General features: G+C 44.0%; 9 protein-coding genes and 1 pseudogene. 5 read left to right on the plus strand and 5 right to left on the minus strand.

All coding sequences use genetic code 11. From position 1 onward, the window contains the following. Window positions 1–162 precede the first annotated feature (162 nt). The 4 genes and pseudogenes from BJP37_RS31425 to BJP37_RS31435 all read right to left on the minus strand — a co-directional run. Window positions 163–1,080 (minus strand): Uma2 family endonuclease, encoded by a 918-nt coding sequence (locus tag BJP37_RS31425; protein WP_075904843.1) that lies wholly within the window; start codon window positions 1,078–1,080, stop codon window positions 163–165. Next, the gene (locus BJP37_RS40380) at window positions 1,077–1,226 is read right to left on the minus strand and encodes a hypothetical protein (RefSeq protein ID WP_158069843.1); all 150 of its coding nucleotides are present in this window, start codon (window positions 1,224–1,226) and stop codon (window positions 1,077–1,079) included. Before BJP37_RS40380 ends, BJP37_RS31425 begins: the two co-directional genes overlap by 4 nt. A 467-nt stretch (window positions 1,227–1,693) precedes the next feature. After that, window positions 1,694–2,341 (minus strand): Uma2 family endonuclease, encoded by a 648-nt coding sequence (locus BJP37_RS31430; RefSeq protein WP_075904845.1) that lies wholly within the window; start codon window positions 2,339–2,341, stop codon window positions 1,694–1,696. Between the two features lie 150 nt (window positions 2,342–2,491). Beyond that, window positions 2,492–2,884, minus strand: a pseudogene (locus BJP37_RS31435) (Uma2 family endonuclease); the annotation flags it as partial. A 482-nt stretch (window positions 2,885–3,366) separates the two neighbouring features. Between BJP37_RS31435 and BJP37_RS31440 the strand changes: the two are divergent. From BJP37_RS31440 to BJP37_RS31455, 3 genes are all read left to right on the plus strand, one after another. Further along, on the plus strand, window positions 3,367–4,302 hold the full coding sequence (locus BJP37_RS31440) for an ATP adenylyltransferase family protein (RefSeq protein ID WP_075904847.1): 936 nt from the start codon (window positions 3,367–3,369) through the stop codon (window positions 4,300–4,302). Window positions 4,303–4,631: 329 nt separating this feature from the next. Continuing rightward, a complete protein-coding gene (locus tag BJP37_RS31445) occupies window positions 4,632–6,506 on the plus strand; it encodes a glycosyltransferase family 39 protein (protein ID WP_229415506.1) in 1,875 nt (624 codons plus the stop codon). A gap of 260 nt (window positions 6,507–6,766) precedes the next feature. Then, window positions 6,767–12,805: a translocation/assembly module TamB domain-containing protein gene (locus tag BJP37_RS31455; RefSeq protein ID WP_158069844.1), complete on the plus strand. Its 6,039-nt coding sequence runs from the start codon at window positions 6,767–6,769 to the stop codon at window positions 12,803–12,805. Here BJP37_RS31455 and BJP37_RS40385 read toward each other — a convergent pair whose 3' ends face one another. Next, window positions 12,806–12,961, minus strand: a complete 156-nt coding sequence (locus tag BJP37_RS40385; RefSeq protein WP_158069845.1) for a hypothetical protein — start codon at window positions 12,959–12,961, stop codon at window positions 12,806–12,808. Window position 12,962: 1 nt separating this feature from the next. On the opposite strand from BJP37_RS40385, the gene BJP37_RS31460 reads away from it, so the two are divergent. Then, window positions 12,963–13,838 (plus strand): filamentous hemagglutinin N-terminal domain-containing protein, encoded by an 876-nt coding sequence (locus BJP37_RS31460; RefSeq protein ID WP_229415507.1) that lies wholly within the window; start codon window positions 12,963–12,965, stop codon window positions 13,836–13,838. Continuing rightward, window positions 13,829–17,242, plus strand: coding sequence for a beta strand repeat-containing protein (locus tag BJP37_RS31465; RefSeq protein ID WP_075904856.1), 3,414 nt, complete (start codon window positions 13,829–13,831; stop codon window positions 17,240–17,242). Before BJP37_RS31460 ends, BJP37_RS31465 begins: the two co-directional genes overlap by 10 nt. Window positions 17,243–17,272 lie beyond the last annotated feature (30 nt).

Below are 17,272 nucleotides of genomic sequence, written 5' to 3' on the forward strand. Positions count from 1 at the left end.
CTCTCCAGAAAGCCATTTCAGGCTTTGGTTCAACTTGACGCTTTCACGTCGCGCAAATCCTTCCATTATTAAGCAACGCCATAGTTATAATTATATCCTTATTCCCGATTCCCGATTCCCGATTCCCGATTCCCGATTCCCTAGCAGAAGGAAGCTATGTTTTTATAACTGATTATCTGAACATGATCTAATTTCCTCCCGATCAACTCCAGTGATATTAGCAACTTGTTCAACATCCATCCCTGATTGCAACAGATTGACTATAATCTGTTTCACTTGTTGCTGGGCTTGTTCTTTTGCTTCCCGTTCCTGTTCGGTATCAGTCAGAAGCCAATTTCCCGAACCATCACACCAGCGCAACCAATTACGAGTTATGCCAGCATACTCTCCCCACCACAATCCCACACCTATGTCTAGTTCTGGAATCCAAATCTGGGGTGGGTCAGCTAAAATCCCTTGCTCTTGGTAACCAGCTCCGATTAATTTGAAAAACCGAATTTGGTTGGTATAGCGACTAAACACGAGATAATAAGGTACCCGTAATCGTTGCTCATAGACTTCCCACTTGGAAGGAATAGTTTGATGGGTACGCTCACTGCTACTATTACTAGTTTTATTACTATCTTGTAGTTTAATCTTATCACTATTTCCATCAACTCTTATAGATGCTTGAGATTCTTGATCTAGGTTATCCCCCAAGTCGTCTTTTGCAGTTGTCGGTGATAGCAATTCTACAATTATAAAGGGATTAACTCCTTCTTGCCAAATTACATAGCTAGATCTAATATCAGTGCCTTCGTATAAACGGGTAACTCCCACTACTAAAAACCAATCCGGGCGTTTATACCATTGAGGATGGCGCACATCATAGTAAAGATTTAAATCTGTACCAATAAATACTTCCTCAGAAGGGTAATACTGACAACGAAAGGTGCGACTTAATAATTCTGGTTGTAAATCGTGAAATTCGTCTGGCAAACCAGGTTCCTCCGGATTCTCACTTGGCAGGTCATACATGCTAGGTAGCGTTTCTTTAGGAGAGGCAGGAGCTTCACTTTGGGGAATCAAGTTTTTAGTCATTTTTTTAGGGAGTAGGGAGTAGGGAGTAGGGAGTAGGGAGTAGGGAATAGGGAATAGGGAATAGGGAGTAGGGAACAGGGAATCGGGAATCGGGAATCGGGAATCGGGAATAGTAGGAAAGATATCAGAGTTGTTTTTATTATCAAAAATTATTGAACATAAATTTATTATAATTTATTTGTTGTAATTTCAAGTTATAGTATTTTTTTTATGCTTATTTTTTGAATGTTAATTGCTAATAGTATAGCGTTTATTATCCTGATCAGGTACATTCAATTTTCTGTAAGCATTCAGCCGTCAGCCGTCAGCCGTCAGCCAAGGCCAAAGGCCAAAGGCTAGGCTACGGGAATAGCCAGGCTAAGGGAATGGCTCACGCTACTTGAGGTGCTGACGTAACAGAGATTAAACCAATGCTTACTTGTTTTATTCAAAAGCTGTTCGGTGTAGCACCTCAAGTAGCGCATTAGCTGATAGCTGACGGCTGATAGCTGATAGCTGAATGCTTACAATTTTCTTCCCCCTGCTCCCTGCTCCCTGCTCCCTGTTCCCTGTTCCCTGTTCCCTAAAATCCAGAAATTGTATACCTCACCCAATTGATAACTACTATAAAACTTCAATCCAAATTATTTTGTTTTCTAACCCAAGCCCTAAACGCCCGTAATGTTGCTGTTTCGCCATCGACTAAACTTTGGTTAATAAACCTAGGAATAGCATTCAAAGGCATCCAAGGGAAGGTTGGACTCTGATTTACTTGATTATAAATTAAAATCGGTTGTTGTAGCACAAAAACTTCTAATTTTTGTCCATTATAACGCCACAATTCAGGGACACCAAGCGCTGCATAAATAGGACGCTTATCTAAAGAACCACTGGTGATATCGACTTCTAAGACTAAATCAGGCGGTGGGTCATGATCTAAATTAATGGTTTGCTTATGTCTTACCAATGGCTCATTTTGGAGATAGTAACAGGAGTCAGGTTCTGCACCTTTTAACCGTGTTTCTCGCTTAAGAGTCAAGGAGCCAAAGGTTTTGATAGTTAGATTTAATTCATCAGCGATCGCACCAATCAAGCGTTCAATAAAGCTGTTATTATTTTCATGGGGGCCTAAGGGAGTCATAATTTCTAATCTTCCGTCATCGTAAGCCAAGCGAGTGGAGCGGTCTTCTCCTAATTCTGTGAGTAATTGTTCAAAGATATGCCAACTGACATTGTTGCAAATTACCCGCTGTTCAGCCAGTTCATAATTTCCTGTGATCATGGGATGGGATTACCTCTTTAGGATTACTTTTATATATAGCAGTGCTCAATTGGTTGAGGGACTTTTTACTGGGTTTTAGGGAGTAGGGAGTAGGGAGTAGGGAGTAGGGAGTAGGGAGTAGGGAGTGGGGAGTAGGGAGTAGGGAGTNCCACTGGTGATATCGACTTCTAAGACTAAATCAGGCGGTGGGTCATGATCTAAATTAATGGTTTGCTTATGTCTTACCAATGGCTCATTTTGGAGATAGTAACAGGAGTCAGGTTCTGCACCTTTTAACCGTGTTTCTCGCTTAAGAGTCAAGGAGCCAAAGGTTTTGATAGTTAGATTTAATTCATCAGCGATCGCACCAATCAAGCGTTCAATAAAGCTGTTATTATTTTCATGGGGGCCTAAGGGAGTCATAATTTCTAATCTTCCGTCATCGTAAGCCAAGCGAGTGGAGCGGTCTTCTCCTAATTCTGTGAGTAATTGTTCAAAGATATGCCAACTGACATTGTTGCAAATTACCCGCTGTTCAGCCAGTTCATAATTTCCTGTGATCATGGGATGGGATTACCTCTTTAGGATTACTTTTATATATAGCAGTGCTCAATTGGTTGAGGGACTTTTTACTGGGTTTTAGGGAGTAGGGAGTAGGGAGTAGGGAGTAGGGAGTAGGGAGTAGGGAGTAGTAGCAAAGGGGTCAGTTTTTTTTATTATAAATTAATTTTACATTTTGTTTCAAATAAATAGGGTAGTTTATATTTTTAAATAGTTACTTTATTTTAAATTTATAGGGTTATTTTTTTTTACGTTAATCAATAAGATAATAGCGTTTATTATTCTAAATAGGTACAGTCAACTTTCTTCCCCCTGCTCCGAAGTCCCTGCTCCGAAGTCCCTGCTCCCTATTCGAGGTTTAGTTTAAGCATTTAGCTGACAGCTGACAGCTGACGGCACCTCAAGCAGCGTGCGCGTAGCGCATAGGCTTGCTTTTTGACAAATGATTTAAAATTGCCATAGAAGCTGAAGGAAATGCGATCGCTATGACTCAGGAACAACCAATTGCCGAAGGAACACTAGTACTAGAACCAGGTACATTGTGGCCGAAACTGAAAGCACAAACTGAACACGCTATTGAATGTAAAGCACTCCACTCCATAGCGACAGAATACGAATTCGTAGAACAGGAGGGTATTCGCTTCCTGGTGCGGATTTTGTCTAATCTGGTACGGAAAGACAAAGCCAAAAAGAAGCAAGAGGAAAAAACAGCTACTTCATCCAAGGATTTCAACCCTTTTCTTCCCTACGAACAAGATTTATTTGTAGCAGACCTTTCCGACACCCACCTGTGTCTGTTGAACAAATACAACGTAGTTGACCATCACCTGCTGATCATAACCCGTGCTTTCGAGGAGCAAGATACTTGGCTGACTTTGCAGGATTTTGCTGCTATGTGGGCATGTCTTGCCGAAATTGATGGCTTGGCATTCTATAATGCTGGAACGATTGGTGGTGCGAGTCAACGACACAAGCACTTGCAACTAGTTCCTCTGCCCCTAGCTCCTGAAGGAGTGAACATCCCGATAGAAAATGCGATCGCATCAGCTAACTTTCAGGATTCTGTTGGCACCATCCCAACCCTGCCCTTCATCCATGCTATTGCTAAGCTTGACCCTAGTTGGGTAAACTCGACCTGGGATGCGGCTCTTCCCGCCCTTGAGTTGTACCATAGATTACTCAGTGCAGTAGGGTTGCCATGGAATAATGCCAATGGTAACAAGCAATCCGGTGCCTACAATCTCCTCGCCACACGGCAATGGATGTTGCTTTTACCCCGTTCTCAAGCAGATTTCCAGTCAATTGGTGTCAACTCCCTCGGATTTGCTGGAGCTCTCCTAGTCCGAAACCAAGAGCAAATGAAACGTCTGAAAGACCATGGTCCCATGACAATTTTAAAAAACGTTGCCGTTACTTGGTAATTAAGGAAAGGGAATAGGGAATAGGGAATAGGGAGTAGGGAGTAGGGAGTAGGGAGTAGGGAGCAAGTAATAAACTTTAGATGTACCTCACCCTTACTAGGAAACGCTATAGCGAATTTTAAAGTATTCCTTTTAAATTATCCTTTTTATATTTTAAATTAGCGTTTATCGGACTTATGAGGTACAGTCTTCTTTGAGACTAATTTTATTAAAACTCTCTTTACACTTTACAGCGGATCTGGGAAAAGGGAAGAGGGAAGAGGGAAAAAATAATGTGTACCTCATGAGTCCTAGAAACGCTATAAATAGATCATAAACAATCTTGATGATTGCTCATAACATCAAAAAATATTTGGATTTCTTTCCTATTTATCCTTACTCCCTACTCCCTACTCCCTACTCCCTGTTCCCTGTTGCCTGTTCCCTACTCCCTGTTCCCTACTCCCTGTTCCCTTTGCTATAGTTTCAATTATCCCCTAATTATCGTAATTAACATGATCAAGAAAATTACTCTTGATTCTATCTGGTTTAGAAATTTACTGATCATCGTAATCGTACTGGGAGTAGTCTTTAGATTTTACAACCTAGACCGTAAAGTTTACTGGTACGACGAGACTATGACCTCCCTCAGAATTTCTGGTCACACTCGAACTGAACTAGTAGAAGAAATTTTCGATGGTCAGATTATTAGCGTACAAAATTTGTTAAAATACTACCAATTTCCTAATTATCAAAAAGATATAAACGACACCATTAATTCCCTAGCAGGTAATCCAGAACATTCGCCCCTTTACTACCTAATGGCCAGGTTATGGTTACAAACCTTTGGCAATTCTGTAGCAACGATCAGACTGCTATCAGTAATAATTAGCTTATTAGCATTGCCCTGTGCTTACTGGCTATGCTTAGAACTATTTGGTTCAAAATTAATCGGCTGGGTAGCTGTTGCCATAATTGCCATTTCTCCCTTTCATGTTTTGTATGCCCAAGAAGCCCGAGAATATAGTTTATGGACCGTTACTATTTTGCTTTCTAGTGCAGTGCTATTATGGGCAATGAATTCTTCTAGAATAAAGCAATTAATTAAAAAACCTTATCGATGGATTATCTATAGCTTTACTGTTGCCTTAGCACTTTATACTCACCCTTTCTCAGCCTTTGTTTTAATTGGACAGGGATTGTATGTACTAATTACCGAAGGTGGTCGCTGGACTAAGGGAGTAACTAGCTATTTACTAGCCTGCTTAGGAGGAGTATTGCTATTTTCACCTTGGCTAATCATTGTTATCATTAATTTCTCCAAATTTATCGCTAATACTGACTCAGTTAATCATAGTCGTTCAGGCTTTTTACCCCTATTTTGGACCTTAAACCTCAGTCGGATTTTCTTTGATGTTAACCAAGGCATCCATCCTTTGAGTCCCCTCCACTATCTCAGTTTATGTTTAGCAGTATACGCCCTCTACTATCTTTGTCGTAAAGCTCCTCAGCATGCTTGGGTATTTATTATTACCTTAATTGGAGTGACAGGAATTGCTCTCATCGCTCCAGATGTGCTATTAGGTGGTCGCCGTTCTAGCATTACTCGCTATGCTATTCCCTGTTATCTAGGTATTCAATTAGCCATTGCTTATTTCCTGACAACCGAAGCTAAAAACTCAGGACAACTTACCAAAGATAAGGGAAAAAAGGGATTGCCCACAATGGGCATGATGAATGGAAATTTAGCAAATCCCGAAGATAGGCAAAATCAGCAAGTAAGGGGTGACCATGACATGGTGCCCATGGGAAAAACCCGACAAAATCCTAAGCCTTGGAAGTCTATAGCAATTGCTCTAGCATTTAGCGGCATACTCTCCTGTATAGTCAGCTCTCAACTGCCAGTTTGGTGGCACAAGAGCTATGCCAAGAGTCGCAATAATCCCTCGGTAGCCGCTTGGATTAATCAAATCCCACAACCACTTTTGATCAGTAATGAAATTCCCGGTAGGGTTCTATCTCTGTGTCATCTACTTCGTCCGGATGTACAGCTGATGTTATTGGATAAATCCAATAGCTCTACCAACATACCGGAAATTCCGGAGGGTTTCAAAAATGTTTTACTTTATCGACCGTCAGAGGAATTACGTCAGGGCATTGAAACCACTTATAACTATAGGGTTAAACCTACCGATCAATCTTGGCTCTGGAAACTATCAAGATAGGGAATTTCGTCATAGAAAAAAAGTAGTAGTGTTATCTGCCTTATCCCGAGTTGCATTCACACCATTTGGACACAGCACCTTCTTCAATCTCCTCCCCCTCTTCCCAATCATGATTGGCAATGGTGAAATCCTCTTGAAACGCACTTGGTATTAAGTACCCACAACGGATACCCCTACTCCCGATATTTCCCTGATAAATTAAGATGACGATGCCCCCATATTCCCTCGGAACTCCAGTTGTAAGGTGCAAACCAATCAAGATGAGTAATTCTTCCAATCCTGGTAATCTACCAGAGCCTACTCCGGAAAATACTCCAGAACCTACGGTAAGTAGAGGGTTTTGGCAGAGGCTGCTACGTCCGGTATTCATGCTAATGGTCATGATGCTAGCTTCTGGGATAGGGGGCGGAAGCCTTTTTGCTTGGTATTTCATCCAGAAGCAATTAGCACCAACGGTAGAGAAAAATTTATCTAGCTTTCTTAACCGGAAAGTCAATGTCGGACCAGTGGAGGGCTTTTCCCTAAATGGTGTACGGTTTGGTTCTTCGGAAATACCTGCTACCCCTACCGATCCCGATCATCTTGTCACGGAGGCAGTGAAGGTAACCTATAACCCGGTTAAACTGCTGTTTACCAGAACCCTAGAACTGGATGTAACCCTAGTTGAACCGAATATATATGTTGAACAGGACAAAGATTTAACCTGGGTGTCTACAGCATTTACACAAACTGCCCAAGATTCGGCGTTTAAGGTAGACCCAAAGGTGGTGCGGTGGCGGGATGCGGATGTGGTAGTGGTGCCAAGATCTAAAGTGGGAATCAAACAACCACCGATGATATTTACTGAAGTTAGGGGTAAAAGTAAATTTCTCGACGGAGGTCAGCTGATTCGCTTTGATGTAAATAGTCAGCCGTTAAGTGGGGGAAATTTAAAGGTTAAGGGAGATTACCGCCTCTCTCAACAAGAAACTGACTTGCACCTTGATGTCGATAACGTTAGTGCAGCAGAGGTTAGTAAAGTACTTCTGATTCCCCTGAAGCTTCAAGGGGGTAAACTGGGTGGCAACCTGAGAATACAACGGAATAATGCTGAACAGCCTTGGCAGTATTGGGGTACGATTAGCTTTTCTGACACCATCGCCCGCTTAGAACCCTTGCCCCAACTGTTCACTGAAAGCAAAGGTAAGCTGAACTTTCGAGGGAGTCAGATTTGGCTCGGTAACATAACTAGCCGATTCGGTCAAGTACCTGCCCAAATTGGGGGAATGCTGGATATTGAGTCAGGCTACAAGCTCAGAGCAACAACCGAACCGGTTCAGATACAGCAGTATGCACAGACCTTTGGGATCAAAGAGCTACCAGTAACTACTTTAGGTAAAGCACAGGCTACGTTTCAGGTAACTGGACCTATTGACAACCCGATTGTGATTGGAGAGGCGTTTACCACTACTCCCGCCACCCTTGACAAGGTGAGCTTCAGCTCTATTACTGCTGACTTTAGTGTTATTAATACTGAGCTGGCCATTAGAAACTTGCAGGCAAAACCAACAGTGGGTGGCTTAGTCACAGGCAAGGGGGATATCAAATTTATGGATCAGGGGGGGGCAGTATTTGATCTCAAAGCTGTGAATGTGCCAGCGAATGCGATCGCAAAACAGTATGGATTTAATCTACCCATTCCTGTGGGTCGAATTTATGGCAGAACCCAGATCTTTTCTCCCCTGGACAAGCCCCAGAATTTTCGTGCCACTGGTTATGCTAATCTGCCCATGGGTGATGGTGTTCTCAGAGCTACTAATTTTCAAGTGGGGGGTGGGCGCTGGCAGGGGTTAGTAGAAGCTAAGAATATTTCTGTGGCACCAATCATCAAAACCTTACCTGCACCATCTCTACCGCCACAATTCTCTGGACCGTTCAATGGTCAATTTAATCTGTCCGGTCGCCTTGATTCTTTAGAGCCAGAAACCCTCCGTGCTAGCGGTTACGGCAGCGTAACGGTTGATGGTGGTACCTTGCGTGCGACCAAGGTAAAACTGATCAATGGTGGTTTTTCTACCCTAGTCCAAGCCTCTGATATTCCTCTAGAAGCCTTAGCACCAGTACCCTCTGAATTTAAAGGTCCCATCTCAGGGGAGTTGACTATCTCAGGGAATGTAAAGTCTTTGAGTCCTAGTACGATTACCGCTAGTGGATCGGGTAGTGTAGATCTAGCAGCAGGGACTATTAAAGCTGATGCGATCGCGATCGCTAAAGGCAACTTCCAAGCTCAAGTACTCGCATCCAATCTCCAGTTAGGCCGTCTTGGACCAATACCTCCCCAATTCGACGGTCCAGCTTCCGGGGAGTTTACCATCTCAGGAAATGTGGATTCGGTAAGTCCTAGTACTATTAACGCTAGTGGGTCTGGTAGTTTAGATGTCGCAGGAGGCACCATTAAAGCTGATGCTTTCGATATCGCTAATGGCAACTTCAAAGCTCAAGTAGTAGCATCCAATGTCGAGTTAGGTCGTCTTGGACCAATACCTCCGCAATTCAACGGTTCAGCTTCCGGGGACTTTAGCATCTCAGGGAATCTGAATTCGGTAAGTCCTAGCACCATTACTGCTAGTGGGTCTGGTAGCTTAGACCTAGCAGGAGGAACCATTAAAGCTGATGCAGTCGATATCGCTAAAGGCAACTTCAAAGCTCAAGTAGTAGCATCCAATCTCCAGTTAGGTCGTCTCGGACCAATACCATCGCAATTCGACGGTCCAGCCTCCGGGGAGTTTACCATCTCAGGAAATCTAGATTCAGTAAGTCCTAGCAGCATTACCGCTAGTGGGTCTGGTACTCTAGATGTTGAAGGGGGTAGGATTCAGGCTTCTCAAATCGATATTGCCAATGGTAACTTCCAGGCCAAGGTACAAACCTCTAATCTTGACTTGGGTGCTCTTGTTCCGGTCCCGCCCCAATTCAATGGCCCTCTTTCCGGGAATGTCAATCTCTCTGGTAATCTAACTAATTTAACCATTGACGCCATTCAGGGCAAAGGGTCTGGACAACTCAAGGTTGCTGGTGGTCAATTACTAGGAACAGCTGAGTTTAGCAATGGTAAATTTCAGGGAGTTTTCCAGCCTACTAATCTCAAGTTGTGGGAGATTAATCCTGATTTACGAGGACGTCTCAATGGCAGTGTCAATATTTCTGCTCCGTTGCTATTGACACCAGATACAGCTCTATCAGCAATCCAAGCTCAGGGTAAGCTGAATTTTAGTGAAGGCATTTCTATACTTGAGCGTTCCCTAGCCACATCCTTTGATTGGAATGGTCAAAAGCTAGAGATTAAAGAAGCGATAGCCGAGGGATTCAATGCTAATGGTTTTGTCAATCTAAACCCAGGCAGTCAGGGCTTACAAGCAATTAAGACCTTTGATTTCCAGGTACAAGCAGAGGATTTGAATTTGCAACGATTACCTGCTGACCTGCCTTATGCCTTCAATTTAGGAGGCTTAGTCGGTTTTAACGGTCGCATTGCTGGTACTCCTCAAGCTCCGACAATTAACGGTGACTTAAGACTGCGGTACTTTTTTGCTGGTCCCCTGGAGTTTGAATCCCTACTGACAGGTCGAGTAAGTATAGCACCAAACTCAGGGGTAAATCTCCAGCTAGCAGGTAATCAAGAGAAACTGGAGGTTGTGTTAGACCCCAATTACCAACCCGTATCCTTTTTGGTGCAGTATCAGGACAAAACCGCTACTGGGATTCGGTCAGGGGATGAGCTACAAATGACCGTAGAGAATTTCCCCATCAATACCATTAAGAGTCTAGCCTTGAGTAGTGGTATGGTAGACGGTCAAAAACTCGAACCATGGTTAACCAAACCCTTGGCGGGAGACATATCTGGGAACATTGCTCTCAACCTCAAGACCTTTGGGTCATCCGGTGAAATTGCGATCGCAAATCCCATATTTGACAACCTCAGAGGTAATCTGTTAAGAGGCTTTTTCCAATACCAGCAAGGGAGGATTACTCTAACCGATGGCTTGTTTCAAAAAGGTGATAGTCAATACTTATTTGCTGCCAACCTCACCCCAACCCCCAACGGACCAGAATTTAAAGGGGAACTCCAGGCTAAGCTTGGAGAAATTCAGGATATTCTAACTACCCTACAACTATTTGAGATCACTGACCTAGGTCGAGGCTTGCAAGCGCCCGTCTACGGCACAGCTGCTGATCTTGCTGTTACTGGAGTAGGTAATCCACAAAATGGTCTCAAAAAACCCCTGCGGCGGATGTCAGAAATAGTCACCCTCTTAAACAGACAACGGCAGCAGCGTCAAGAGAACTTATTCTTGCCAGAACTTACCGACATGAATGGTACTTTTACTGGCAGTATCAGTATGGAAGGTTCACTCAAAGATGGCATCCGTGCGGAATTTAATTTCAAGGGGGAAAACTGGCAGTGGGGTTCCTATAAAGCTCAGACAATTATCGCCCAAGGGAATTTTGAAGAAGGGGTACTGAATCTTTTACCTGTGCGGGTTCAATCGGGACAGAGCCTAGCCACCTTGTCCGGTAGTATCAGTGAACAAGGTCCATCCGGTCAGCTCAGGCTAAAGAAAGTTCCGGTTTCCTTGATTCGAGAAGTGTTCAGATTTCCGAGCTCTGTTGGTTACGGAGGATTTGTTGATGCCACAGCGGACTTTTATGGAAGTCTAAGCAATCCCCAAGCTAGGGGAGCAATATCTGTAGTGGATGCCAGCCTAAACCGAACACCCCTCGAATCCATCAAAGGCAGCTTTAGTTACAACAATGCGCGGTTGAACGTCTTTGCCCAAAGTTTTCTGACCAAAGAGTCTGAACCCCTAACTGTAAATGCCAAAATCCCCTACAAGTTACCCTTTGCCGAAGTAGAGCCAGAAAATCGGCAAGTTAGTGTACAACTGACGGTTCAAAACGAAGGACTTGCCCGATTGAACATGCTTACCAATCAACAAATCACTTGGGTTGATGGTAAAGGACAAGTAGATTTAGATATTTCCGGTACCTTTGACCAAGACCAAGATTGGCGAGAGCAACTGGAGCAACTTACCGTTATTGGTAACATTAATGTACAAGACGCTACCATTGCTGCCCAATCTCTACCCGAACCCCTGACAGAAGTTAATGGCAAAATCCGGTTTAACTTCAACCGGATGGAAATTGTAGACAGCTTACAAGGTAATTTTGGTGGTGGTAAATTAGTAGCGGTAGGGAATTTGCCATTGCGAGACCTACCTAGACCATTAGAGAATCCCCTCACCGTTGACCTGAATCAACTAGCCATCAATCTCAAAGGGATTTACAGTGGTGGTGTTCAAGGTCAGACCATCATTACTGGGACTCTGTTTAATCCTAGAATTGGTGGTTACATCGAATTGTTTGATGGTCGAGTACCCATTTCTGAATCTCAAACTGCCCCGATCGGGAGTAGCGGATCGGCAGGTGACGAACTAATCGAGTTCAATAACTTACAGTTGACCTTAGGTAAAAATATCCTAGTTCGACAGCTACCAGTATTAGATTTTCTCGCCAGCGGTACCCTTCTAATTAATGGGGACATGAGCGATATTAGACCAGAAGGAACGATTCAGCTACTGCGCGGTCAGGTAAATCTCTTTACAACTCAGTTTCGTCTTGATAAAAATTACAACAACAACGCTCGATTTGTAGCCACTCTTGGCAGAGACCCAGAGTTAGATGTGCAGATGGTGGCATCAGTAATTGAGTCTAGGAAACAACCCATTACCAGTGAAACCTTTGCTAATGAAATTAGCGATAGCCCAACTAATTTTGGCACTACAGAAACTATTCGGGTTCAAGCCAAAGTAAAAGGGCTAGCAAGTCAGCTCTTTGACCGAGTGGAACTTAATAGTATGCCAAAACGTAGTGAAGGGGAAATTGTTGCTCTATTAGGGGGTGGCTTTGTGGATACCTTGGGTCGAGGCAATACTACCTTGGGTTTGGCAAACCTGGCTGGCTCAGCACTACTGAGTAATGTCAGCAACCTGATTGGTGATGCCGCAGGATTAGATGAGTTTCGCATTTTCCCTACTACAGTTACAGATGATAATAGACGCACTGATAGCTTAGAGCTAGGTGCTGAAGCAGGAATTAATATTACTAATAATTTATCATTTTCGTTGTTAAAAGTGTTAACTACTGATCAGCCAATTCAGTACAACTTGCGCTATCGAGTTAATGAAGAAGTTTTGCTACGCGGCGCTACAAATTTTTCAGACGATACTAAGATAATTTTCGAGTATGAAAATCGATTTTAATTAGAATAATCGGGAATCGGGAATCGGGAATCGGGAATCGGGAATCGGGAATCGGGAATCGGGAATCGGGAATTGGGAATCGGGAATCGGGAATCGGGAATCGGGAATCGGGGTAAGAGGCGTTGAGACAGCCCGCCGGAAAATTGCAACAGGCAAGATGCCTGTTCCACCCACCGGGTCAAACAGCTTTAATCAGATGCACCCGTTGATCACAGGTGTTCCTCTGACCAACAGTGGGGGGAACTCTAAGACTGAGACTAATCGGCCAGACAATTCTATGAAATGCGATCGCATCTCCCAATCCCAAAAACCTAATGCAATATCAAGCTGCAACGACAGCACAAATCGCCTCACACCAAGCGGAACCAGAGATACCATTTCACTAATGCAATTGGGCTTAGTGGGATTTCTCGAAGTCAGTAGTCTATGTTTATTGCTCGCCTCACCAACTCTAGCTCAAATTATCCCAGATAGTACCTTGGGGGATGAAAATTCTCAAGTTACCCCTAATCAGACTATCCGTGGTGCAGTAGCAGATTTAATTGAAGGGGGAGCAATACGAGATAGTAACTTATTCCACAGTTTTCTGGAATTTAATGTTGGTAATGGTCAACGAGTGTATTTTGCTAATCCCGATGGCATTACCAATATTTTGACTCGTGTCACTGGTAGCAACCTCTCTCAAATTCTGGGGACTTTGGGAGTAAACGGTAGCGCTAATTTATTCTTGCTTAATCCCAATGGTATTGGATTTGGAGCAAACTCTCGCTTAGATGTGGCAGGCTCCTTTGTAGCTAGCACTGCTGATAGTGCGGTATTTGACAATGGTTTCAACTTTAGCGCTAGTGATCCAAATGCCCCACCATTGTTAACCATCAATATTCCCACTGGTTTGCAATATGGTAGCAATCCTGGCTCAGTCAACGTGATAGGAGCTACTTTAGGCATCGACACTGGGCAAACCATGGCTTTACTTGGGGGTGAAGTTAACCTCAATGGTGCCACCGTTGAAGTGCCAGGGAAGTGGAATTAGGAGGATTATCTAGTTCAGGAACAGTTACGCTCAATGGCGCAACATCCGTTAGTTTTCCCGATGGTGTCCAACCAGCTAATGTTTCGTTGACCAACGGTAGCTTAGTAGATGTAACGTCTGTCAATGGCGGAACTATTGCCATCAATGGTGCTAACTTCGACATGTCTCAATCCACTTTACAAGCTGGATTGACAGATGGAGCATCGATATCAGATGCAGTAGCTGGCAATATCACTATTAATACTAATGGTAATACCAATCTTAGTGACAAGAGTTTGATTGCTAATGATATAGAAACCTCAGCGATAGGCAATGGCGGAAACATACAGCTAACCACTAGGGACCTGACTATCACTGGTGGCTCAAGAGTTCAAACCGTTACCAATAGCAATGGGGCATCAGGAGATATTGAAATTAATGCTAATGGCACCATTGATATCTCTGGTTTCACTGGAGATGGGTTATTTAGCGGGATTCTCACTCATTCCGCTGTTGATACTAGTGGCACAGGAGGCAACATTACCATCAACAATGCCTTTGGGTCACTGAATCTAGGTAATCGGGGATTTATCGGTACAGTAACCAACAGTAGTAGTAATGGCGGTGCGATCACACTCGATCTCAATACCTTAGTCCTGGAAAGTGGTGGACAGATTATCACCCTTACCAGCAACATAGGAAATGCTGGGGATATCACCATTAATGCTAGCGAAAGTGTGACTATATCTGGGGGAAGTCGGGATTTTGTCCCGAATCCTTTCCTGGACTTAGAAACCTTTGACTTAAATGCTCTGGAGTTTATTAATGACCCTAATCCCAACGTAGCGGAATCCGGACCATTGGGAATACCCTATGTGTCCATTGAACGGACTCCAGAACAGATTATTAATGGCACCACGGTATTGGGTACAGCCGAAAATCAAGTGGATTACTTCTCCTTCAGTATCACGAATGGCAACAGTCGAGCTATTTTCGACATCGACAATGGCTTTACACTCGAAGACGACAGTGTAGATACCAGGATTTTCCTGTTTAATCGCGGTACAGGAGAATTATTAGAGGTCAATGATGATTCTTTAGCTGCTGATGGTGCCGGTGGCAGTACAGCAGTCTTTGGAGATTTGACCTTCGACTCCTTAATTGATACCACCATCACTGAGCCAGGGGTTTACTTACTCGCAGTCGGTACCTTCAACTCTGATGGTAGCAATAATCAATTGATCCAGGGCACAAGCCCACAAGTGGGGGAAACTTACACCTTGCAAGTGTCTTTAGAAAACCTTGGTACTGAGGGAGTCTCGTTACCGGAAGACCGATTCAATCCGGCTAACTTTAATCCGAATGTGGAAGCCAACAGCAGCTTATTATCGGAATCTAGAGGCACAGGCAATAGTGGCAGCTTAAGGATTAATACCGACAAATTGATACTTAACAATGGTGGTAGAATTTCCACCGATACCTTTGATGCTGGTGCTGGTGGCCAGATTACCTTAAATTTAGGCTCATTGCTGGAAGTTAAGAATGGATCCTTAATCTCAAGCTTTGCCCGGGGTAGTGGAGATTCCGGTACAATCGTGATTGATACCAAACAATTACAGATGAACGGAGGTACTTTAAGTACCAGCACCTTGAGCTCCGGTAATGCTGGTGAGATTACCATTACTGCGACAGAATCTGTGATTCTGACAGGTACAGGCGTTGAAGATTTTTCGAGGATCAAGAACGACGTCGCATCTGAAACAACTGGGAATAGCGGGAGGGTGGTTATTGAGACTCCAGTTTTGCAGTTGCGTAATGGCTCTCAGATCACCTCAATGAATCGGGGTGATGGGGATGGGGGCAGTATAATAGTTAGAGCTAAGGACATCTCAGCCATTGGTCACTCAGCTGATAGTATATTTCCCAGCGGCTTATTTACATTCACATTTGGCTCTGGCACTGGGGGTAATTTAATCATTGAAACCGACCGTTTACTTGTTAGTGATGGAGCACAATTTAGCTCTACTGCCTCTGGAGATGGGGATGCTGGAAATATAACGATATATGCCTCCGAGTCGGTAGATGTGATTGGCACTGATGCTAGTGACCTATTCGCTAGTGGCTTATTCACTAGTGGAGCAGTTTTTGGTACTACTAGGGAGGAAATTGCTGGGAAGGGCGGCGATCTAGTAATTGAAACTGGGCGTTTACGAGTGGCTGAAGGGGGACAGCTTGTAGCCACTACAGTTGGTTCTGGGGATGCTGGTGATATTACCATTCGGGCCACTGAAGTGGAGGTTAGTAATTCCATAGTAGATATGACTCCCAGGATTTTCAGTACAGTTTCGCTTTCCGTGGATCCAGGAGCTACTGGGGATGGCGGTGATTTAATCATAGATGCTGAACGGTTGCACATCTTCAATAGTGGACAGATCACTGCTTCTAGCTTCGGGGATGGTGCAGCTGGGAATATCATCCTCAATGTTAATGACATAGAGGTCACTGGTATTTCAGAGGATGGTCAGTTTCGTAGTCGCATTGTTGCCTTCTGTGAGGGTAACTCCCCTGCACGTGATGTGACTATTACCACTAACACCTTGAGAGTTCGCGATGGTGCCGAAATTTCCGTCAGTGCTAGTGGTTCCGGGGAGTTAGCTGAGGCCGGTGATCTCAAGATTACCGCTGAATCCATTGTATTAGACGGGAGCGCTACCCTTTCTGCAGAAGTCAGTGCTGGGGATCTCGGTAATATTGAGCTGGATTCCCAGCTAATCCTGATGCGCGATCGCAGTAACATCACTACTAATGCCGAAGGTGCTGCCACTGGCGGTAATATTACTATCGATACTGACTTGCTAGTTGCCCTAGACAATAGCGATATCACTGCCAATGCTGTAAATGACTTTGGGGGACAAGTGATTATCAATGCCTTAGGCATTTTTGGCACTGAATTTCGAGAACAACTTACCCCAAATAGTGATATTACCGCCTCTTCCCAACTGGGAGCTTCCTTTAGCGGTACTGTCGAAATTAATGCACCTGACTTCGACCCTAGCGCTGGATTATTCGAGCTACCGGAAAATTTTGTTAATCCCAAACTGCTAGTTGCCACTGGTTGCGGTACTGATGAAGGTAATCAATTTACCCAATTTGGGCGCGGTGGCTTACCCACAGACCCCACTAAACCGCTTCGGGGTGAAACCCTGTGGGTGGATTTACGTCCATTACCTCGCCACAGCGCTCGCCGTAGGAAAAATCGTGATCATGCTGCTAATGCTGCTAATCCAGGTAACTCACGTCGGTCTAGAGTTATTGAAGCTAATCGATGGATGATTAATAACGACGGAGTAGTAGAGTTAGTGGCTGATTCAGTTCAGTCGAGTCCCTTCATTTCCTGGTTTTCCCCTTATTATTGCGTCAGGTAAAACCCGATTCCCGATTCCCGATTCCCGATT

The sequence above is a fragment of the Moorena bouillonii PNG genome, assembly GCF_001942495.1.
In the GTDB taxonomy this organism is placed as follows: Bacteria; Cyanobacteriota; Cyanobacteriia; order Cyanobacteriales; family Coleofasciculaceae; genus Moorena; species Moorena bouillonii.